Here is an 18,692-nt window from a genome sequence, read left to right on the forward strand (position 1 = left end):
GAGCGGGCCGCGGGCTACCTCTGGTACTTCCCCCGCACCGAGACCGAGATCAACGTCGGCCTGGGCTTCCAGATGACCGAGGAGCCGATGCAGCTCGTCGAGAGCCTGAAGCGAGATCTCCGAAGCCGACCGGAGTTCGAGGGCGCGCAGGTCGACGACAAGCTCGGCGCCGCGCTCCCGACCCGTCGGCCCTACGACTCGGCGGTCCACCCGGGTTACATGGCCGTCGGCGACGCCGCAGGCCACGTCAACCCGACGACGGGCGGCGGGATCGCCGGTGCGGCCTACGCGGGCAAGTACGCCGCCGAGGCTGCCGTCGATGGGATCGAGGCCGGCGACGTCGGCGAGCGAGCCCTCTGGGAGTACAACCAGCGCGTGATGGACCACTTCGGCGCCCGCTACGCCGCCCTCGACGTCTACAACATCCTCTCGACGGCCGTCGACGTCGACGACCTGATGGGGCTGCTCGCGGCGATGCCCGGCGACAAGCTCGCCGAGGCGCTGTACTCGGGCAGTACGGACATCGGCACGAAGCTCAAGCTCGAGGCGCTGCTCAAGAGCCGCGATCACTGGGGGACGATCTGGAACCTCTACAAGACGAAGCGGTGTGCGGACGACCTGCTCGCACACTACGGCAACTACCCCTCCCACCCCGGCGCGCTCGACAGCTGGCAGGATCGGCGCGACGACCTTCTGGAGGCGGTCTACGAGACGACGGGCGCGGATCCGAAGTACTAACTACCAACCGCTTACTCTGTCGTCCGGAAGACGTTTCGTATCTTCCGTGATCACGAGACGGCGAAGCCGTCTCGAACGACGCTCGAGCCGTGCTCCCGGCCGATCGAGGCCGCCCTCGCTCACCTACTCTGTTAGGGCTAGTCGACAATCCTGACTCTGCGCAATATGTATCCATGTCACAAGGACATACCCGACGACGCACGTTGACACTGATCGGGGCCACGGGGGCCGGGCTGGTCGCTGCGAGTTTCAGCGGTGCGAGCGACGATCACGACGGGGACGAGCACGAAGACGGCGAACAGGCGGAGGACGAGCACACGGACGAACCCGATGCGCAAGCCCTGGTTCGGGCAGCACACCTCTCGCCGGACGCACCGAACGTCGACGTGAGCGTCGAGGGCGACGCCGTCCTCGAGGACGTCCCGTTCCGCGCGGTCAGCGACTACCTCGAGTTGCCGGTCGGGACCGCCAACGTCGCCATCTCGGCGACGGAGGATCCCGACACGGTGGTGTTCGACGAGGAACTCGAGCTGTCCGAGGGTGCGTTTACGATCGCCGCGCTCGGGGAGCTGGCCGAGGAGAACCAGCCCTTCGCGCCGGCCGTCCTCGAGGACGACGTGAGCGATCCCGGTGAAAACGCACGGGTTCGCCTGGTTCACGCCTCGCCCGACGCCCCGGCCGTCGACGTCACCGTCGACGACGGGGAGACGGTCCTGTTCGAGGACGTCGCCTTCGGCGAGGCCGGGGCGATCGAGGTCCCCGCGGGCGAGTACACCCTCGAGGTGCGGCCCGCGACCGAGGACAACGACGGCGACGTCGTCGCCGAGTTCGACGTCGCGCCCGAGGCCGGAAACGTCTACTCCGCGTTCGCCGTCGGCTACCTCGAGCCCGAAGCGGCGCCCGCCGACGAACCCTTCGACCTCGAAGTCGTCCTCGACGCGGCAGCCGAAACCGACACGGAGGACGAAGACGAGGAGGCTGCCGAGGGAACCCGGATCCACGTCGGCCCCGACGGCGAGAACGTCTTCGACCCGGACGAACTCGAGGTCGAGGTCGGCACCACCGTCGAGTTCCGCTGGGAGTCCGACGGCCACAACGTCGTCCCGACGTCGATCCCGGACCGCTCGGGCTGGGAGGGCGAACCGGAGGTACTCGACGAAGGCGCCTGCCACTCGCACACCTTCGACTGCGAGGGCGTCTACGAGTACGTCTGTGAGCCCCACGAGGACCAGGGAATGGTCGGCGAGATCCACGTCGTCGAACGCGACGGTGAGGACGACCACGATAGCGACGGACACGGCGATCACGACGGCCACGATGACGAGTACGACGACTACTGATCGGTCGACACCGACACCGGTTCAGTTCATCTGAGGCGGCCGATCGACTCACCGTCGGTTCACCCGAGGCACTCCATCCCCGTTCTCGAGCGATCCGTAACGTCCAACTACGGATCGAACCGACCCGTTCGCTTTTGTTCTCGCGTCCCCGGCCTCGAGTATGGGCACGAACGTCCGCCGCCGAGAGGTGCTGGCGACGAGCGCCGGAGCCGGCGTCGCGGGTCTCGCCGGCTGTGGCGCGTTCTCGGACGAAGGGCCTGCAGAACAGTCCGACGGGGACCGGCGGGCCGTCGTCTCGCAACATCACCTCGCGACCGAGGCCGGACTCGAGACCCTCGAGGCGGGCGGGACGGCCGCCGACGCCGCCGTCGCGATCGCTGCCGCTCTGAGCGTGGTCGAGCCCTGGTTCTCCTCGGCGCTGGGCGGGGGGACGTGGGCGCTGTACTACGACGCCGAGGCCGACGAGGTGACCAGCCTCGACGGCGTCGGCCCGGTTGGACTCGAGGCGACTCCCGAGGACCACGAGGAGCGCGCGGACGATCCGGGAATCCACCAGGCCGTCGTCCCCGGCGCCTGGGACGGCTGGATGCTGTGGCTCGGCGAGTACGGCGAACTGGACCTCGGCGAGGTTCTCGAGCCCGCGATCAGCCTCGCCCGGGAGGGGTATCCCGTCAGCCCGGAGATGGCGGGCTGGCTCGAGGGCGAAGCCGATCTGATCGCGGACCGACCCGCCGCGGCCGAGATCTACCACTCGGACGGCGACCTCGTCGGGGAGGGCGACACCGTCACCCAGGACGCGATGGCCGACACGTTCGACTCGTTCGCCGACGCCTACGCCGACGAGGACGACCGATCGGACGGGATCCGGGCCGCACGAGACTACTTTTATCGGGGGCCGATCGCCGAGGCCATCGTCGACCACTCCGACGAGCACGGCGGCTACCTGACCCTCGAGGAGTTCCGCGAGTTCGAGGCCGAGATCGTCGAGCCGCTCTCGATCCAGTACGACGAGGACGTCGAGGTGTACCAGAACCCGCCGAACAGCCAGGGCATCACGCAGTTGCTGGCGCTGAACGTGCTGAAGGAGTACGACCTCTCGGAGCTCGAGCCCGACGACGCCGACGCGGTCCACCTCCAGGCCGAGGCGATCAAGCTCGCGTTCGCGGACCGCTATCATCACGTCGGCGACCCCGACCGGGTCGACGTCCCCGTCGAGGACCTCCTCGAGGAGGAGTACGCCGCCGACCAGCGCGACCGGATCGACCCGGACGAGGCGATGGAGTGGCCGATCGACACCGGGCTCGAGGAGACCGACGCCGACCACACCACCACGTTCCACGTCGTCGACGGCGACGGCAACGCGGCCGCCGTGACGACCAGCCTGGGCGCGCAGTTCCTCGTCGTCGGCGACACCGGGATCCACATCAACAACCGGATGCGGATGCTCGCCCTCGAGGACGACGACCCGAACCGGCTGACCCCGGGCTACGAGGTGCGTCACACCTCGAACCCCTATATGGCGCTCCGGGACGGCGATCCGTACGTGCTGGGCGGCGTCACCGGCGTCGACACCCAGCCACAGGGCCAGACCCAGCAGTTCCTCAACGTCGCCGAGTTCGGGCTGGACGCCCAGGCAGCGATCGACCGCCCGCGGTTCGTCAGCACCGCCTTCCCCTCGACCGATTACCCCCACGAGGCCGACGGCACCCTCCAGATCGAGACCGAGTTCCCGCCGGAGGTCCTCGACGACCTCGAGGACAGGGGCCACGACCTCGAGGAAGGAGCCGGCATGTTCGGCACCGGGAACGCGATCGTCCTCGAGGACGACGACCTCCAGGTCGGCGCGGAGCCGCGACACTCCACCGCGGAGGGAACGGTCTCGCGGGCGGACGACGAGGGCTCGAGCTAACCGAGTCGGATCACTCCTCGATCGAAACGGTCGAAAACGAGAGTGTCTAACCGATGAGCGGTTCGTTCGGGCGACGTGACTCGCGGTAGTGGAGATCGCTCCGTCAGGGACGCTCGAGCTCGATCCGCTCGATCGCGCCGGCGATCGTCTCGACACCCTGGCCGATGCTGTCCTCGTCGACGTCGAACGTCGAGGTGTGGTGGCCGCCGGGATGGTCGGTGCCGACGCCGACGTAACACGCCAGCCCGCCGTTTTGCTGGACTTCCCGCATCAGGAAGGTGGCGTCCTCGCTGCCGCCGAGCTGGTCGCGCTCGAGGACGTTCTCGACGCCCTCGACGCTACCGGCGACGTCGGCGACGACGTCGACGAGTTCCTGGTCGCTCGTGGCGCTCGGTGCCGCGGCGCCGATCTCGAGGTCGACCTCGCAGTCGTGCATCTCGGCCGCGGATCGCATCACGCGCTCGGCCTTCTCGTACATGTACTCCATCAGCTCGGTCGTCTCGCCCCGCACCTCGGCGACGATGCGGGCCTCCTCGGGGATGACGTTCGCGGCGCTGCCGCCCTCGACGACGCCCGCGTTGATCCGGGTGGCGCCGTCGCTGTGGCGGGGAATCCCGTAGCAGTTCTGGACCGCCGTCGCCATCGCCTGGACAGCGTTGCGTCCCTGTTCGGGGTGGCCGCCCGCGTGGGCGGGCTCGCCGGTGAACGTGGCCTCGAGGTGTCGCACCGCGAGGAAGCCGTCGATGCCGGCGACGATCTCGCCCGTGGGATGGTCGAGTCCGATGTGGAGCGCGAGCAGGTGGTCGACGTCCGCGAGGTGCTCGCTTTTCGCCATCGACTTCCCGCCGCCGACGACCTCCTCGGCGGGCTGGAAGAAGACCTTCAGCGTCCCCGAGAAGTCGCTCTCGGCGATTCGTTCGAGCACGCCGATCCCGATCGTCGCGTGGGCGTCGTGACCGCAGGCGTGCATCGCGTCGTCGTGTTCGGAGCGAAAGCTCTCGGCGACTGGCAGGTGGTCCGGGTCCTCGGACTCGGGCTGGGGGAGGCCGTCGATGTCGACCCGCAGCCCGACCGTCGGCCCCTCACCCTTGCGGAGGACGGCGACGGCGCCCGTGTACCCGCCCTCGAGGGACTCGAGGACCGACTCGTCGGCGCCGTGGTCGCGAGCCTGCGCGTACCACGTCTCGAGTTCGGCCTCGTCGGGGACACCCATGCGGTGTTCGGCCGCGATGGCGTCGGGCCCGACGTGGAGTTCGTCGAGGTCGAGCCGGGACCGGAGCTCCTCGACGATCCGCGCGGTGGTGTAGAACTCTCGCCAGGCGGGCTCGGGTTTGCGGTGGAGGTCTCGACGCAGCGAAACGAGGTCCGGATCGGTGGACATAGCACCGTATTGGGAGGGGGAGCCCAAAGCAGTGGCGGGTTCGGTTCGTCGGTCCGCGAGACGGCGGCGTCAGTCGCGGTCGGACCCCGACTCCGAGTTCCGGGCAATGGGGGCGTCCAGCTCGCGAAGCGCCCGCGTGACCAGGTGGGCCTGCACGAGTTCGCGATCCGACGGCGGGTACTCGGTGTCGCCGGCGAGGACCCGTCGGCTCTCCCGCCAGAACCGCTCCTCGATCGGCCGCTGGTCGGGCTCCTCGCGCGTTCGGCCGGTGAACGCCCGAAGTCAGCCCGCAGATCGAACGAGGCGCGAGCGACGTTACAGCGGGGCAGGGGCGACATCCCCGTCGAGCGGGCGTTCCGATTCGAGATCCGGTCGACCGTCAGTTGCCCCGGCCCGCGCCGTGGATCTGCTCGACCTCGGCCTCGATGTGGACCGAGTCCGGGAAGTTCTGCTCGGCGATGTTACGCGCGAGGTCGTCGTGACCGTGGATCTCGAGTTCGCGCGTGAAGACGGTGTAGTTCCACGAGTCGAACCGTCGGTCGTCGTCGCCGTGCAGACGAGCGTGCTGGGGGACCGTCAGCTTCTCGGGAGGATGGGAGTGGGGCCCCTTCAGCGCGGCGCCCTTGCGCTCGGCGGTGGATTTGATGTCGTCGACGATACCGTCGAGTGCGGCTCGATCACCGCTCTGAAGCGTGAGGCGGGTAACGAAGGTCATAGCTGGTGTTATCCACTCTGGACGCCCGGCGTGTAAAAACCTGCTGAGATACGGCTCGGGCGGAGCACAGTCCGATATTCTCTTAACGTCGGGCACGTTACTCGAGGTAATGGCAGTCGAAGCTACGAGCGCAGGCGCGATCCTCTTCCGCGATACGCGGGGCCGGCGCGAGTATCTTCTACTCAAGAGCCGCCCGGGCGACTGGGAGTTTCCGAAGGGCGGTGTCGAAGGAGATGAAGAGCTACAGCAGACGGCGATCCGCGAAGTAAAGGAAGAGGCAGGTATCGACCAGTTCAGACTACTCGACGGCTTTCGCGAGGACTACGACTACGTCTTCGAGGCGAACGGCAAGACGATCCACAAGACCGTTCACCTCTTTATCGCGAAGTCCTTCGAGGCGAGCGCGGAACTCTCGAACGAACACCGCGACCTCCAGTGGCGCGACTACGAGCAGGCGGTCAACACCGTCACCCAGGACGGGCCACGCGAGATCTTAGAGGAGGCCCACGAGTACTTAGACGAGATCTTAGCGGAGGACGACGAGGAGTAAGGCGAGCGACGAGCGACCGACGCCGCGAGGTTCGAAACGGGCCCGGCATCGACAGCTCCGGCTTCGGTTTCGTCCACCTCGGTTCTCGATTCCGACCGGAGTCGACGACGGACCGCAGCGCACTTGTCTCCGATCTCCCTACGGACGCCAGTGACTCGAGCGACCGACAGCGAGTTCGCCTTCGAGCTGCGGAGCTGTCGCTGGGCCGAGCGGGAGTGGCCGCCGACCGAGCCCCTCGCGGACGATCGCGCGATCCTCGTCGCCCGCCAGCTCGGCACGAAGCGACGGCGCTGGGACACGATCGTCCTCGAGTGCGACCGCGAGGCCCTCCGGCGGCGCGCGAATTTCGGCCCGAAACGACTCGATAGCGACCTCCTGCACGTCGTCCGGAACGCGCCCGCCGACTGGGCCTACTACCGCGACGCGCTTCCGGATCCGGGCTACCCCTGGCGGTACGTCCGCGAGGCGATCCACGAGGCCGACGACCGGGAGATCCTCGAGACCCGAAAGAAGGGCAACCGCATCGAGATCCGCCGGAAGTGGGGCTATCCGGAGTGGGTCGATCGGATCGTCGCCATCGAGAACAAGCCCGACCTCGACGCGAGCGCCGCCCGGAACCTCGCCGCCCAGCTCGAGTACGACGTCGCGCTGGGGCTCGCCGACGAGGTCTGGGTCGCCACCCGGAAGACGGGCGAACGCGTCGAGCCCGTGCTGTTCGAGGGGCTGCCGGTCGAGGCGGGCGTCCTCGCGCTCGAGCCCGAGTCGCTGTCGGCCGCGGTCGCGTGGTACCCCCGCTCGCTCGCCGTCGACGAGCCGGGAACCCGGATCCTCGAGCGACCCGACGGCGGCCAGCGGGACGGCTCGGCGGCCCGGTTCGAGTACGTCAACCCCGATCGGAAGGCCGAGAAGCGCCTCGCGATCGCGGAGCGGGCCTACGAGCGCGGCTGGCGGTCGTTCGTCGAGACGATGCGTCCCGACTGTCGGCACTTCGCGCTGCGGGGAACGGACGGCGTACAGCTACGTCCCCGCTGCGAGGCCAAGGGGCGCTGCCAGACGGCCGCGGAGTGTTCGGGCTCCTGTCGGGAGTTCGAACCGGAGCCCCCGGTCTGGCGAACTCGAGGGTGGCCGATCGAGGGCGGGCCGGGAACCCGGCTCTCGGCGCTGCTCGAGGGGCGTCGCCGACGTCGGCGGCCCGGGCTGTAGGATCTCGCTGGGGACGTGGCGCTCGCGGTCGCTCGTTTCGGACGTCGAGAGGGATTCAGTCGGTCGTCGTGACCTCGAGGTCGTCGCGCTCGACGGCCAGCCGGAACGTCGGGACGGTGCGGTACTCGATCTCGACGACGCCCTTTCGGCGCAGGCTCTGGAGACCCGAGCGGACGTCCTCGGAGTCGGGATCGACGTCGTAGGCGTCCCGGAGCTTGTGTAACACCGAGACGACGCTCTCCGATTCCTCGTCGGGGCCGGCGAGCACCTCGACGATCCGCGCCTGGAGCTCGGGCACCCGAATCTTGGAGGGGGTGCCGTCGTCGGGATCGCTCTCGACGCCCGGTTCGACGTCGACGAGGTCCGCGGCCTCCGCGGTCGCCCGGATCAGGCTGTTGTCGTCGCGAAAGTAGTAGTCGCCGAGTTCGTTCTCGAGGTACTGGTGGACCTCGCTGCCGCTTTCTAACCCCCACCGATCCTGCAGTTCGGCGTTTTTCGTCGGCTGTAGCTCCACCACGTCGGCCAACCGTTCCGTGGCCTCGTCCGAGAGCGTCATCGTCGGAAGATATGCGGATCCGGTACTTTTGCGTTGTGTCCCGTCGTTGTGGGCGTCAGTCGCCGAGTATCGGCACTGGTGCGGTCGTCTCGAGGGTTTCCTCGACCTGCGTGTAGACGAGGATCGCTCCCAGCGCGGCGAGCACGGTGCCGAAGGCGAAGGGGACCCAGAAGCCGTAGCCGATCAGCGCGCCGGAGGAGAACGGACCGATCGCGATCCCGAAGCCGAAGGCCATCGTCAGCACCGAGAGCTTCGACCCCGACTCGCCGTCGCCGGCGAGGTCGCCGGCCAGCGCCAGCGCGGGCGCGAACACCATCGCGCCGGCGATCCCCTGGGCGAGACGGGCCAGGAACATGGCCTCGGAGGTCGTGACGAGCCCCTGGGCCATCGTCGCCGGAACGAGGACGACCATCCCGACGAGGATGAACGGCCGCCGACCGTACTGGTCGCAGGCCCGGCCGATCGGCGTCTGCAGGAGGATCTGGGCGAGGATGAACGCCGCAAACTGGAGGCCGAACCAGGTCGATCCCTGATCGAGGTGGTCGTTGACCTGCGGCTGGATCGTCGCGAACAGGGCGATCGCCGCCGCCATGAACAGCGAGACGACGCCCAGCGTAAAGATCGGATCGAGCAGGTTCGTCCCCGAGCGATCGAAGACGTCGATCGAGAGATCCGCGCCCGCGGTCGCTCCCGTCGAGTCGGGGTCCGTGATCAGGACCGTCACCAGCAGGTAGCTCAACGTGGCCGTGATCGCGGCGACGTAGAAGGCGGCGTCGAAGCCGCTGATCGCCAGCCCGCCGGGGATCGCGTAGGGGCCGGCGCTGACGACCGCGCCGGCGGCGACGGGACCGGCGCCGAAGCCGACCAGGCGGAACGTGTTGTAGACGCCCATGTTTCCGCCCCGGTCGCCCGTCGTCGCGAGTTCGTTGACCAGCGCGACCGACGCCGGGATGATGAAGGCGACGCTGATCCCCTGGAGTCCTCGGATCACGAGCAGGGAGACGTACGTCTCGGCGAAGACGTACGCCAGGTTCGTCAGCGCGAGTCCGCCGAGTCCGGCCAGAATGAACGCCTTCCGTCGTCTCGTTCGGTCGGAGAGGCGACCGGTAAGCGGCTGGAAGGAGCTGTTGAGAAAGCCAAAGAGCGAGAGAATGATACCGATAATCATCGACTCGCCGAGACCGAACGTCGGCCCGCCGACGACGTCGTCGGCGATGTACAGCGGGATCACGATGATCAGAAAGGAGTTGCCGACCCCGTCCGCCATCCGGGCGAACGCCAGCGCGAGCACCCGCCTGTCGACGGCGAACTGCGCGAGAACCCAGTGAACGAGACGCCGCATCGCCTCGAACTGCGTAACCCACCCCGATTATCGTTTCGAATCGAAATGGCGGCCGGACAGACAGTCAGCTCCCGGGACATCGCTCTACAAGACCCTGGCGCGCGTTTCCCCCGTATGGAGGAGGTCAAACTCAGCCGAATCGACGACACGTTCGAGCGCCTCGAGTACCCGATCGAGGCCGAGACGGCGGCGACCGAACTCGAGGATGTCACCCTGTTGCTGGCCGACGGCGAACGTAACCTGGGCGAACTCGTCGGCCGGACAAACAGGGATCGGTTCGAGAGGGTCGCCGATCTCGAGGCCGAACTGCACAACGTCCTGCCGCGGGAGGCCGTCGGCGAGCCGTACCAGTCGGAAGGGGAAGGCTAGCCGATCCAAACGGGTCGCTTAAGTCGCTCCGTCGTTGTATGCCGGACAACGATGGAATTCTGCGACGAATGCGGATCGATGATGAAAGCCGAGGACGGCATCTGGGAGTGTGGGAGCTGCGGATTCACGAAGCCGAAAGGTGACGCCGCCGAGTACACGCTGACCGACGACCAGGAGGCGAGCGAGGTCATCGAGTCCTCCGAGGAGACGTCGCTGCCCGAAACCGACGCGCACTGTCCCGAGTGTGGCCACGACCGCGCGTACTGGTACATGCAACAGATCCGCTCGGCCGACGAGTCCGAGACGCGCTTTTTCATCTGTAGCGAGTGCGAGTACAAGTGGCGCGAGGACGACAACTAGGGCCGTCGCTCGAGAAACGAACGAGCGGGGAAGACGGGAGCGTCGAACGGCGGTCGCGCCTCTGACACCTGCATCGTCCGCCCGGGCGGTCGACCCGACGCGGCGTCTCGAACCTGTTTTGCCACCGACAAAAGATCGGTCCCAACGTCGTTTGGGGCCCTACTCGTTTCGGGCGAGCGTCAGGTACCCCGTGTGGCCGACCGGGGCCGTCGAGGGTCGCGATCCCCGGTCGTCGAACTGCATCTCGCGCTGGATCGTCTCCAGCGTGCGGACGTCCGACAGGTCGGCCGCTCGAGTGGCCTCGACGACCTCGCGGGTCGACTCGACGAACGGGCTGTACACCGCGAGAAACCCCCCCTCGACGAGCAGTTCCGGCACGCCCTCCACGACGTCGGGCGCGTCGCCCGTATCGAGGGTGACGACGTCGAACGACGACGGCTCGAGCCCGTCGAGTTCGTCGGTCAGATCGCCGGTTCGGACGTCGACGCTGTCGGCGACGCCGCCCAGTCGCATGTTCTTCCGGGCGACGTCGGCGAACTCCGGATCGCGCTCGTAGGTGACGACCGACGCGCCCGCGCGGGCCAAAAGCGCCGCGAGCACGCCCGTTCCGGTGCCGGCGTCGAGCACCCGATCGCCCTGCGCGATGCCGGTCTCGCCGATTACCAGCCCGATGTCTCGCGGGACCATCGGCGCCCCCGTTCGCTCGAAGTGGTGGAAGAGATCCGGTCCCCGGAGCCGGCGCACCCGGAACTCGTCGCCGAGATGCGTCTCGAGGGTCTCACCGGGCTCGACGTCCTCGGGAACCTCGAGCACGCCGAGGTCGGTCCCCTTCTCCGTGCCGGGCTCGACGAGGTACTCGCGGTCGCCCCGAACCAGTAATACCGGGACAGTCACGCGTTACTCGAGGGCCTCGACCGCCGCGGCGAGGTCGCCGTCGTGCTCCTCGAGGGCCTCGCGGGCCTCGGCCTCGCTGACGCCCGTGCGGGTGGCGACGATCTCGACGTCGTCGTCGGGGATCGCGCTCCCGGCGTCCTCGCTGGCACCGGCGTCGGCGCTGCCGGCCGTGCCGGACTCGACCTCCTCGGGCGAGCCGACGATCTGGTAGGTCTCCTGGCCGCGGGCGTCCATCTTCGTGACCTCGGCGTCGTCGAAGACGAGATCGTACTCCGAGGTCCGGATGATGACCTCCTCGGCCTCGACGTCCTCGACGTCGATCCCCATCTGTTCCATCATCTGTTCCATCTTGCGCGGGTTCATGCCGCCGCCTCCTCCGAACATACCCGGTACGTCGCCACCAGCGACCTTTTACTTTGTCGTTCGGAGAGCGCCCGACGTAATCGAACTGCGGTCGCTTCTGCAGGGCCAACGAGTATGCGTCCGTCGACCGTTCGTGTTCCTATGGCACCCGAACGAGACGACGTTCGCGTGTGGCTCGTCGAGCGCGGCTACAACAACCGCGATCTCATCATTCTCAAGTACGCCACGCCCGACGGAGAGCGGTTCTTCCGCAAGGAGATCGCCTCGCAGGCCGTCGACGCGGAAAGCGTTACCGCCGCCAGGGACGTCTCCCCGAAAAATCTCGAGGACGTCGACGATTCCGAACTTCGGGACCGGTACGCCGCCGAGGCCGCTCGAGTGGCCGACGAACACGATCCCGACGACCCGATCTGAACGCCACACCGGAGCCGATCCGGACCGTTCGCGAGGGCGTCAGCGCTCCGCGGGGACGCCCTCGCGGACGCTCACCGCCATCCCCGTCTCGAAGTCGCCCATCGCCGCGCCGTCGAGTCGGGCCGTCCCGACTGCGAGCACCTCGCCGCGCTCGTGGACGACCACCACCTCGTCGCCGGGACGAATCTCGTCGCCGGCCTCGAGGACGAACTTCGCGAAGACGTTCTTCTCCTCGCGGACGAACGGCTCGCTCTCGTCGTCGACGACGACCCGATAGGCCGGCCGCTCGAGGGCGGCGTCGAGGCGCCGTCCGCCCTCGATCCCCAGCGTGAACCGGCCGTCGATCCCGAACGAGACGAGGCGACCGTCCCCGCAGTGGACCTGCTGGGGGCGACCCGAAGAGGTGCGTTTGACCGTCAGCGACTCCGTCGGCGGGAAGAGACTCGCGCCCGCCCCGGCGCCGAACTGGTAGTCGGCGATCGTTCGCAGCGCCGGCAGTCCCGCGTTTCCGTCGGCTGGATCGCTCATAGCCCGCGTTCGGCGCGGGCGGTCGAAAGCCCTTCGACCTGGTCGTGTGCGTTCGTGGCACGGTGACACCCAGTGTGTCGGGACTGTCATCAGGACCGTTATATAGGTCGGCGTCGATTCGACGACCGAATGGATTTCACGAAGATCGTCCTCGGACTGGGGTTGCTCGCGGTGAGTAGCCTAACGTTCGCCGGCCCGTCGGCGCTCGAGTCACACCTTCTCGTCTACGCGCTCACGGGATCGGCGCTGATCGTCGGTGCGGGCGCGCTGTGTGTCGATCTCGCCCGCGACGCGTGCGCCTAGAGCAGGAACGTCTCGCGGCGCGAGTCGAGATCCAGAAACGAGTCGGCCTCCGCGATGAGTTCCTCGGCGGTCGAGGACTCGAAGGCCATCACCTCGACGCGGACCCCCTCGTGGCGCAGGTGCGAGCAGAGCCGCGAGAAGTCGCCGTCGCCCGTACAGAGCACGAGCGTGTCGATGTGGTTCGCTAGCGTCACCGCGTCGAGGCTCATGCCGACGTCCCAGTCGGCCTTCTTCGACCCGTCGGCGAACGTCTTGATATCCTTGATCTTCGTCTCGAAGCCGATGTCGATCAGCGCGTCGAAGAAGCTCTCCTCCTCGGGCGAGTCCGCGCGGATGACGTAGGCGATGGCGCGGGTGAGCTGGCGGTCCTGGACCGCCTTCTCGAGCAGCGACGAGTAGTCGATGTTTCGACTGTGAAGGCTCTGTGCGGTGTGATAGAGGTTCTGCGCGTCGACGAGAACCGCGACGCGCTGACCCGCGTGAATCTCGGTCATGTCCTACCCGTGACGGGCGATCGTGAAAACCCTTCTCACAACGGGCGGCCCTCCGGCGATCCGTGGCCGACGTGTCGCGGAAAAAAAACGTGCCGGGTCCCGATCAGCTGCGCAGCTTCTCGATGCGCTTCTCGGTCGGTGGGTGGGTCGCGAACACCGTCTCGAGCAGTCCGCGCTCGGAGTTGAAGATACAGAGCGCGGCCTGGCCCTCGTCGATCGTCGACTCGCGGTTCTCGGCGCCCTTCGAAATCTTCTCGAGGGCTCGGGCGAGCGGGTCGCCGCTGCCGATGTACTGGCGGGCGTCGTCGTCGGCGACGTACTCGCGGTAGCGCGAGATGGCCATCACGAGGATCGTGACGAGCATCTGGGCGAAGATCGAGAGGATCCAGCCGACGATGAAGCCGCCGGGGTTGTCCTCGCCGCCGAAGACGTAGACGAAGTAGACGGCGTAGCCGACCATCATCCCGATGGAGCTGCCGATCGTCATCATCAGGACGTCGCGGTTCTTGATGTGGGCGAGTTCGTGGGCGACGACGCCCTCGAGTTCGTCGCGGTCGAGCAGCCGGATGAGTTCCTCGCTGACGACGACGACGCCGTTGCCCTTGCGGCCGGTCGCGAACGCGTTGGGGACGCCCATCCCCTGGACCATCAACTTCGGCTTTTTGATCCCCATATCGCGGGAGAGCGACTCGGTCATGCGGTGGATATCCGCGTACTGTCCCTCCTCGGGCATCTCCTCGGCTTTCCGGGTCGCCATCCACGTCCCGAGCTTGTACTGGAGGAACGGGAACGTCACCAGCAACAGCAGGACGATCGGCCAGGCACCCGTCCCCAGGAACGCGAGGCCGACGGCCCCGACGAACAGGTACAGCGCCGCCAGCATCGAGCCGACGACGAACATTCGTACTTTCAGTCCGAAATCTGTCATAGGAGTCGTTAGGGAGTCACGATGTATAAATTTCGCGGGATAATTCGACAGACGGCACGGGGTAATCGATGTAACGACGAGTCAGCCACCGACCGAGCAGACGCAAGAACAGCAGGACAACGAAATCCATAAGTTCGTTCCGGTTGCCCTTCCGGGTATGCCACGCACCGCTCGCGCTATCGTTGCAACCGCCGTGAGCGGAGCGAGCGCGGCTCCCTTTTCGAAAAAACGCGTCTGAGAGTGCTCGTGGCGAGCGTGGCGACCTCGTCTCGGGCGCACTTCGGCGCGGTTCGATAGGATCGTTCGACGAACGCACGAACACCACCACACCACACAGACATGACATCCGACATCGACTTCAGCGGCGTCTTCCCGGCGATGTGTACGCCGTTCGACGAGGACGAAGGGATCGACTTCGAAACACTGCAAACTGACGCCCAGCGACTCGAGGCGGCGGGCGTCGACGGGCTCGTTCCCGTCGGCTCGACCGGCGAATCGGCGACGCTGACCCACGACGAACACGTCGAGGTCGTCGAGGCCGTCATCGACGCCGTCGACGACGTGCCCGTCATCGCGGGCTCGGGCTCGAACAACACCCGCGAGGCCCTGGAACTCTCCGAGCGCTCGGCCGACGCCGGCGCCGACGGCTTGCTCCTGATCTCGCCGTACTACAACAAGCCCGAACAGCAGGGCTTCGTCGAGCACTACGAGACGATCGCCGACGCCGTCGACCTGCCCCAGATCGTCTACAACGTCCCCTCGCGAACGGGTCAGAACATCGAGCCAAACACGGCCGTCGAACTGGCGAGCCACGAGAATATCGCGGGCTACAAGGCCGCCAGCGGCGACCTGGGCCAGATCGGCGAGATCGTCGAGCGCACGCGCGACGAGGACTTCGCCGTCCTCTCGGGCGACGACGCGCTCACCCTGCCCGTCCTGTCGGTCGGCGGCACCGGCACGATCAGCGTCTCGGCGAACGTCGAGCCCGAACGGACCTGCGCGATGGTCGGCGCCGCCCTCGAGGGCGACTACGAGCGCGCTCGCGAGCTCCACCACGAGCTCGGTCCGCTGTTCCGCGCGCTGTTTATCGAGACGAACCCGATCCCGGTCAAGGAGGCCATGGAGATCCGCGGCTACGGCCCCGCCCGGCGTTCGTCTCGCTGGGGGCCGTGATCCGGAAGGTCAAGCCGAAGGTCCTCGAGGAGGCCGAGCGGATCGTCGAACGGATCGTCGCCGACCTCGAGGGCGAGCCGACGGCGGTCGCCGAAGAGGCCAGTCCATGACGGTCGGGATCGGCGTCACCGGAGCGACGGGGCGAATGGGACGGGAGGTCGTCGCGGCCGTCGCCGACCGCGAGGACTGCGAGGTCGCGTTCGCGGTCAACCGCGACCCCGACGACGAGAGCGTCGCGGGGGTCGACCTCGAACCCGCCGACCGGTTCGACGCGCTGCTTTCCGAGCGCGAGCCCGACGCCGTGATCGACTTCACCGGACCCGAGTCGGCCGTCGACTACGCCCGGGCCTGCGCCGAGACCGGCGTCGCCTTCGTCACGGGGACGACCGGGTTCGACGACGACGGGCTCGCGGCCCTCGAGGACGCCGGCGACGAGGTTCCGGTCCTCCACGCGCCGAACTTCGCCCGCGGCGTCCAGGCGCTGGTCAACGTCGTCGGCCAGGCGGTACGGAATCTCCCGGGGTACGACGTCGAACTCGTCGAGACCCACCACAACGGGAAACGGGACGCCCCCAGCGGCACCGCGAACCGCCTGCTCGACGAGATCGAGGCGAACGGCGACTTTGCGGGGCGCACGCACGGCCGCGAGGGCGAGGCACCCCGCCAGGAGGGCGAGATCGGCGTCCACGCGCTTCGTGCTGGCAACGTTACGGGCGAGCACGAGGTCGTCCTCGCGGGCAACGACGAGGAGGTTCGCCTGACCCACCGCGCCGAGGACCGCGGCGTGTTCGCCGCGGGTGCGGTCGACGCCGCGGTCTGGATCGCAGGACGGAAGGTGGGGAACTACGACTTTGCGGACGTGATCGACGAATGAGCACGCTCGAGAGCGAGATCGAGGGGCTGTGGGATCGCAAACAGAACGGCGAGGTCGACGCGGAGTCGGCCGGCGAGGACGAGTTCGCGACCCTGGAGGCCTTTCTCGAGGCTCTCGAGGACGGCGAGATCCGCGCCGCCGAGAAATCGGGCGGCGAGTGGGAGGCAAACGAGTGGGTCAAACAGGGGATCCTGCTGAACTTCGGCCTGCGCGAGAACCAGGCCTACGAGTACGGCGGCGTCGACCACTACGACGTCCTCCCGCTGCGCGAGACCGACGACCTGGGCGACCGGGGCACCCGGAACACGCCCGACGGGACGACGATCCGACGGGGTGCCTACCTCGGGTCGGACTGTATCATGATGAGCCCGAGCTTCGTCAACGTCGGCGCCCACGTCGGCGACGGCACCCTCGTCGACTCCTGTGACACGGTCGGCTCCTGCGCCCAGATCGGCGCGGACGTCAAGCTCGGCGCGAACACGCTGATCGGGGGCGTCTTAGAGCCCGTCGAGTCGGCGCCCGTCGTCGTCGAGGACAACGTTTCGCTCGGTGCCGGCTGCCGGGTGACATCCGGGTTCGTCGTCGGCGAGAACAGCGTCGTCGGCGAGAACACCCTCCTGACGCCGCGCATCCCCGTCTACGACCTCGTCGAGGAGGAGGTCGTCTACGGCGAACTGCCCGCCGACCGCCGGGCCTTCACGCGGTTCGTCGAGTCCTCCGTCAGCGACCACGACCTCTTCGAGGGCGGCGCCTACAAGCCCGCCGTCGTCGCCACCGACCTCGAGACCGAGACCCTCGAGGCCACCGAGCGCGAGGACGCGCTCCGGGAGTAGGACCCGATCAGCTTCCGGTCGCGGACGGTCTTCGATCACCGACCTCGATAGTGTCCGCACTCATCAGCCCATACACATATAACTAAGTTATGTATGATCGAAATCGAACATATTTCGAAACGGATCGGTCGACCGATCCGGTGGCGGAGTTCCACCTTCCGGACGGAAGAACCGTCTCTGTACCTGTACCGGAGGTGTAGAGCAGTCTATCCGAATGACGATCCGAACTGCCGTAGCAAACGGCTCGACGGGAGGAGAATCCCGTGTACTATCGTCGACTGTGCGATATAGAGCATTAGAGTGACGTCTCGCGACGTTCGATTCGCCGTCGAAGACGTCGACACGAGTCGGGCGTTCGATCTTCTCCGATTACGAGTTGTTGCAGAACAGCTCGGAAGACAGACAGGTAGAACGACCTCGAGCGGTGGGATGTGTGTTACGACGAGTGCAGCCGTCGGGACGAAACATACGAATCGTTATTGCACTCGACGCTGTCGTCGGCGTATGCGCATCGACGACGAGGACGGCGTCCGAACGATCACCTTCGATCGACCCGAACAGCTGAACGCGTTTACGGCCGACGAGGCCAGCGAGCTGTCGACGGCCATCGAGGACGTCGACGAGGAGGAGTACGACGCGATCGTCCTCACCGGGGAGGGCGAGGCGTTCAGCGCCGGCGGCGACCTCGAGGCGATGGCCGAACGCGAGGAGACGCCCAAGGAGTCCTACGACCGAACGACCGAGACCCTGGGGCGGGTCGTCGAGACCGCGCTCACCTCGCCCGTTCCGATCGTCGCGAAGGTAAACGGTGACGCCGTCGGCGCCGGACTGGCGGTCACTGCGGTCAGCGACTTCGCCTACGCCGCCGAATCGGCCGCGTTTAGCTGCGCGTTCGTCCGCGTCGGGCTCGTCCCCGACACCGGCGGGACCTTCCTGCTTCCCCAGCTCATCGGGCTCCGGGACGCCAAGCGCCTGGCGCTGACCGCCGAGTTCGTCTCCGCCGAGGAGGCCGCGGAGTTGGGGCTCGTCAATGAAGCCGTCCCGGACGAGGAGCTCGACGACGCGGTCGCCGACCTCCTCGAGACCCTCCAAGAGCGACCGACGGCGACCCTCGGACTCACCAAGCGGGCGATCCACGAGAACATGGGCCGGTACTGGCAGGAGGCGCTGGATCACGAGCTGCTCACCCAGTCGCTGGCGTACGGTACGCCCGAACACGAGGACGGGGTGCGGGCGTTTCTGGAGCGGCGCTGAAGGAGGTCTGTGCCTGCTCGAAACGAGCTCCGAACCCTTCTCTGAGGACCGCTTCACCACCCGTGATCCGGCGTCGGTCTTCTATAGTCGCCACTGAAGGTCAGTGCGCACCTGATCGCACGACGGCTGGCGATCAGTGTGCAAACAGTTTCAGTTGTTACTATAGGTCCC

The 18,692-nt window shown here is 67.4% G+C and carries 21 protein-coding genes and 1 pseudogene; 13 read left to right on the forward strand and 9 right to left on the reverse strand.

Annotation, left to right across the window (positions count from 1 at the left end):
• The 3 genes and pseudogenes from ACNA7R_RS14290 to ACNA7R_RS14300 form a co-directional block, all read left to right on the forward strand.
• Positions 1-738, forward strand: a pseudogene (locus ACNA7R_RS14290) (electron transfer flavoprotein); the annotation flags it as partial.
• 173 nt (positions 739-911) lie between these two features.
• Positions 912-2,078 carry a DUF4397 domain-containing protein gene (locus ACNA7R_RS14295; protein ID WP_416284226.1) on the forward strand — a complete coding sequence of 389 codons (1,167 nt, stop codon included), beginning with the start codon at positions 912-914 and terminating at the stop codon, positions 2,076-2,078.
• Between the two features lie 160 nt (positions 2,079-2,238).
• On the forward strand, positions 2,239-3,987 hold the full coding sequence (locus ACNA7R_RS14300; RefSeq protein ID WP_416284227.1) for a gamma-glutamyltransferase family protein: 1,749 nt from the start codon (positions 2,239-2,241) through the stop codon (positions 3,985-3,987).
• A 103-nt stretch (positions 3,988-4,090) separates the two neighbouring features.
• On the opposite strand, the gene ACNA7R_RS14305 is transcribed toward ACNA7R_RS14300, so the two are convergent.
• Together ACNA7R_RS14305 and ACNA7R_RS14310 are read right to left on the reverse strand one after the other, a co-directional pair.
• Entirely contained in the window at positions 4,091-5,368 is a 1,278-nt protein-coding gene (locus tag ACNA7R_RS14305; protein ID WP_416284228.1) for an amidohydrolase, read from the reverse strand.
• A 379-nt stretch (positions 5,369-5,747) separates the two neighbouring features.
• Positions 5,748-6,083 (reverse strand): 30S ribosomal protein S10, encoded by a 336-nt coding sequence (locus ACNA7R_RS14310; protein ID WP_416284229.1) that lies wholly within the window; start codon positions 6,081-6,083, stop codon positions 5,748-5,750.
• 109 nt (positions 6,084-6,192) lie between these two features.
• Between ACNA7R_RS14310 and ACNA7R_RS14315 the strand changes: the two genes are divergently transcribed.
• Both ACNA7R_RS14315 and ACNA7R_RS14320 read left to right on the forward strand, forming a co-directional pair.
• A complete protein-coding gene (locus ACNA7R_RS14315) occupies positions 6,193-6,633 on the forward strand; it encodes a bis(5'-nucleosyl)-tetraphosphatase (RefSeq protein ID WP_416284230.1) in 441 nt (146 codons plus the stop codon).
• Positions 6,634-6,783: 150 nt separating this feature from the next.
• Positions 6,784-7,836: a DUF5787 family protein gene (locus ACNA7R_RS14320; protein ID WP_416284231.1), complete on the forward strand. Its 1,053-nt coding sequence runs from the start codon at positions 6,784-6,786 to the stop codon at positions 7,834-7,836.
• A 55-nt stretch (positions 7,837-7,891) separates the two neighbouring features.
• Here the strand turns inward: ACNA7R_RS14320 and ACNA7R_RS14325 are convergent, their stop codons facing one another.
• Together ACNA7R_RS14325 and ACNA7R_RS14330 are read right to left on the reverse strand one after the other, a co-directional pair.
• Entirely contained in the window at positions 7,892-8,392 is a 501-nt protein-coding gene (locus tag ACNA7R_RS14325) for a DUF5797 family protein (RefSeq protein WP_416284232.1), read from the reverse strand.
• 55 nt (positions 8,393-8,447) lie between these two features.
• Positions 8,448-9,734, reverse strand: coding sequence for an MFS transporter (locus ACNA7R_RS14330; protein WP_416284233.1), 1,287 nt, complete (start codon positions 9,732-9,734; stop codon positions 8,448-8,450).
• Positions 9,735-9,848: 114 nt separating this feature from the next.
• Here ACNA7R_RS14330 and ACNA7R_RS14335 point away from each other — a divergent pair, with 114 nt between their 5' ends.
• Entirely contained in the window at positions 9,849-10,103 is a 255-nt protein-coding gene (locus ACNA7R_RS14335; RefSeq protein ID WP_416284234.1) for a hypothetical protein, read from the forward strand.
• Between the two features lie 51 nt (positions 10,104-10,154).
• Positions 10,155-10,463, forward strand: a complete 309-nt coding sequence (locus ACNA7R_RS14340; RefSeq protein WP_416284235.1) for a transcription factor S — start codon at positions 10,155-10,157, stop codon at positions 10,461-10,463.
• 159 nt (positions 10,464-10,622) lie between these two features.
• Here ACNA7R_RS14340 and ACNA7R_RS14345 read toward each other — a convergent pair whose 3' ends face one another.
• Positions 10,623-11,357 carry a methyltransferase domain-containing protein gene (locus ACNA7R_RS14345; RefSeq protein ID WP_416284236.1) on the reverse strand — a complete coding sequence of 245 codons (735 nt, stop codon included), beginning with the start codon at positions 11,355-11,357 and terminating at the stop codon, positions 10,623-10,625.
• Positions 11,358-11,360: 3 nt separating this feature from the next.
• Positions 11,361-11,741 (reverse strand): nascent polypeptide-associated complex protein, encoded by a 381-nt coding sequence (locus tag ACNA7R_RS14350; protein WP_416284237.1) that lies wholly within the window; start codon positions 11,739-11,741, stop codon positions 11,361-11,363.
• 120 nt (positions 11,742-11,861) lie between these two features.
• Between ACNA7R_RS14350 and ACNA7R_RS14355 the strand changes: the two genes are divergently transcribed.
• A complete protein-coding gene (locus ACNA7R_RS14355) occupies positions 11,862-12,134 on the forward strand; it encodes a hypothetical protein (RefSeq protein WP_416284238.1) in 273 nt (90 codons plus the stop codon).
• Between the two features lie 39 nt (positions 12,135-12,173).
• Here ACNA7R_RS14355 and ACNA7R_RS14360 read toward each other — a convergent pair whose 3' ends face one another.
• Positions 12,174-12,662, reverse strand: a complete 489-nt coding sequence (locus ACNA7R_RS14360; RefSeq protein ID WP_416284239.1) for a PUA domain-containing protein — start codon at positions 12,660-12,662, stop codon at positions 12,174-12,176.
• A 129-nt stretch (positions 12,663-12,791) separates the two neighbouring features.
• Between ACNA7R_RS14360 and ACNA7R_RS14365 the strand changes: the two genes are divergently transcribed.
• Positions 12,792-12,965: a hypothetical protein gene (locus ACNA7R_RS14365; protein WP_416284240.1), complete on the forward strand. Its 174-nt coding sequence runs from the start codon at positions 12,792-12,794 to the stop codon at positions 12,963-12,965.
• On the opposite strand, the gene ACNA7R_RS14370 is transcribed toward ACNA7R_RS14365, so the two are convergent.
• Complete coding sequence (locus ACNA7R_RS14370; RefSeq protein ID WP_416284241.1) at positions 12,962-13,459, reverse strand: NYN domain-containing protein; 498 nt, start codon at positions 13,457-13,459, stop codon at positions 12,962-12,964. The two genes, ACNA7R_RS14365 and ACNA7R_RS14370, sit on opposite strands and share 4 nt — an antisense overlap.
• A gap of 103 nt (positions 13,460-13,562) precedes the next feature.
• Positions 13,563-14,387 carry a M48 family metallopeptidase gene (locus tag ACNA7R_RS14375; protein WP_416284242.1) on the reverse strand — a complete coding sequence of 275 codons (825 nt, stop codon included), beginning with the start codon at positions 14,385-14,387 and terminating at the stop codon, positions 13,563-13,565.
• A gap of 339 nt (positions 14,388-14,726) precedes the next feature.
• Between ACNA7R_RS14375 and dapA the strand changes: the two genes are divergently transcribed.
• The 4 genes from dapA (at position 14,727) to ACNA7R_RS14395 (ending at position 18,521) form a co-directional block, all read left to right on the forward strand.
• On the forward strand, positions 14,727-15,560 hold the full coding sequence (gene dapA / locus ACNA7R_RS14380; RefSeq protein WP_416284243.1) for a 4-hydroxy-tetrahydrodipicolinate synthase: 834 nt from the start codon (positions 14,727-14,729) through the stop codon (positions 15,558-15,560).
• Between the two features lie 106 nt (positions 15,561-15,666).
• On the forward strand, positions 15,667-16,434 hold the full coding sequence (gene dapB, locus ACNA7R_RS14385; RefSeq protein WP_416284244.1) for a 4-hydroxy-tetrahydrodipicolinate reductase: 768 nt from the start codon (positions 15,667-15,669) through the stop codon (positions 16,432-16,434).
• Positions 16,431-17,267, forward strand: a complete 837-nt coding sequence (locus ACNA7R_RS14390) for a 2,3,4,5-tetrahydropyridine-2,6-dicarboxylate N-succinyltransferase (RefSeq protein WP_416284245.1) — start codon at positions 16,431-16,433, stop codon at positions 17,265-17,267. The genes dapB and ACNA7R_RS14390 overlap by 4 nt, the downstream gene beginning before the upstream one ends.
• A 504-nt stretch (positions 17,268-17,771) precedes the next feature.
• Positions 17,772-18,521, forward strand: a complete 750-nt coding sequence (locus tag ACNA7R_RS14395; RefSeq protein ID WP_416284246.1) for an enoyl-CoA hydratase/isomerase family protein — start codon at positions 17,772-17,774, stop codon at positions 18,519-18,521.
• The last annotated feature ends 171 nt before the right edge of the window (positions 18,522-18,692 follow it).

Origin of the sequence: Natronococcus sp., assembly GCF_047921035.1 — an archaeon.
In the GTDB taxonomy this organism is placed as follows: Archaea; Halobacteriota; Halobacteria; order Halobacteriales; family Natrialbaceae; genus Natronococcus.

What these genes read in the sequence shown, in the direction of transcription:
- ACNA7R_RS14395 (WP_416284246.1), top strand. Translation starts at nt 17,772, where the DNA reads ATGCGCATCGACGACGAGGACGGCGTCCGAACGATCACCTTCGATCGA.
- ACNA7R_RS14315 (WP_416284230.1), top strand. Translation starts at nt 6,193, where the DNA reads ATGGCAGTCGAAGCTACGAGCGCAGGCGCGATCCTCTTCCGCGATACG.
- ACNA7R_RS14375 (WP_416284242.1), bottom strand. Translation starts at nt 14,387, where the DNA reads ATGACAGATTTCGGACTGAAAGTACGAATGTTCGTCGTCGGCTCGATG.
- ACNA7R_RS14330 (WP_416284233.1), bottom strand. Translation starts at nt 9,734, where the DNA reads ATGCGGCGTCTCGTTCACTGGGTTCTCGCGCAGTTCGCCGTCGACAGG.
- ACNA7R_RS14300 (WP_416284227.1), top strand. Translation starts at nt 2,239, where the DNA reads ATGGGCACGAACGTCCGCCGCCGAGAGGTGCTGGCGACGAGCGCCGGA.
- ACNA7R_RS14305 (WP_416284228.1), bottom strand. Translation starts at nt 5,368, where the DNA reads ATGTCCACCGATCCGGACCTCGTTTCGCTGCGTCGAGACCTCCACCGC.
- ACNA7R_RS14360 (WP_416284239.1), bottom strand. Translation starts at nt 12,662, where the DNA reads ATGAGCGATCCAGCCGACGGAAACGCGGGACTGCCGGCGCTGCGAACG.
- ACNA7R_RS14350 (WP_416284237.1), bottom strand. Translation starts at nt 11,741, where the DNA reads ATGTTCGGAGGAGGCGGCGGCATGAACCCGCGCAAGATGGAACAGATG.
- ACNA7R_RS14335 (WP_416284234.1), top strand. Translation starts at nt 9,849, where the DNA reads ATGGAGGAGGTCAAACTCAGCCGAATCGACGACACGTTCGAGCGCCTC.
- dapB (WP_416284244.1), top strand. Translation starts at nt 15,667, where the DNA reads ATGACGGTCGGGATCGGCGTCACCGGAGCGACGGGGCGAATGGGACGG.
- ACNA7R_RS14340 (WP_416284235.1), top strand. Translation starts at nt 10,155, where the DNA reads ATGGAATTCTGCGACGAATGCGGATCGATGATGAAAGCCGAGGACGGC.
- ACNA7R_RS14370 (WP_416284241.1), bottom strand. Translation starts at nt 13,459, where the DNA reads ATGACCGAGATTCACGCGGGTCAGCGCGTCGCGGTTCTCGTCGACGCG.
- ACNA7R_RS14365 (WP_416284240.1), top strand. Translation starts at nt 12,792, where the DNA reads ATGGATTTCACGAAGATCGTCCTCGGACTGGGGTTGCTCGCGGTGAGT.
- ACNA7R_RS14390 (WP_416284245.1), top strand. Translation starts at nt 16,431, where the DNA reads ATGAGCACGCTCGAGAGCGAGATCGAGGGGCTGTGGGATCGCAAACAG.
- ACNA7R_RS14325 (WP_416284232.1), bottom strand. Translation starts at nt 8,392, where the DNA reads ATGACGCTCTCGGACGAGGCCACGGAACGGTTGGCCGACGTGGTGGAG.
- ACNA7R_RS14310 (WP_416284229.1), bottom strand. Translation starts at nt 6,083, where the DNA reads ATGACCTTCGTTACCCGCCTCACGCTTCAGAGCGGTGATCGAGCCGCA.
- ACNA7R_RS14295 (WP_416284226.1), top strand. Translation starts at nt 912, where the DNA reads ATGTCACAAGGACATACCCGACGACGCACGTTGACACTGATCGGGGCC.
- ACNA7R_RS14355 (WP_416284238.1), top strand. Translation starts at nt 11,862, where the DNA reads ATGGCACCCGAACGAGACGACGTTCGCGTGTGGCTCGTCGAGCGCGGC.
- dapA (WP_416284243.1), top strand. Translation starts at nt 14,727, where the DNA reads ATGACATCCGACATCGACTTCAGCGGCGTCTTCCCGGCGATGTGTACG.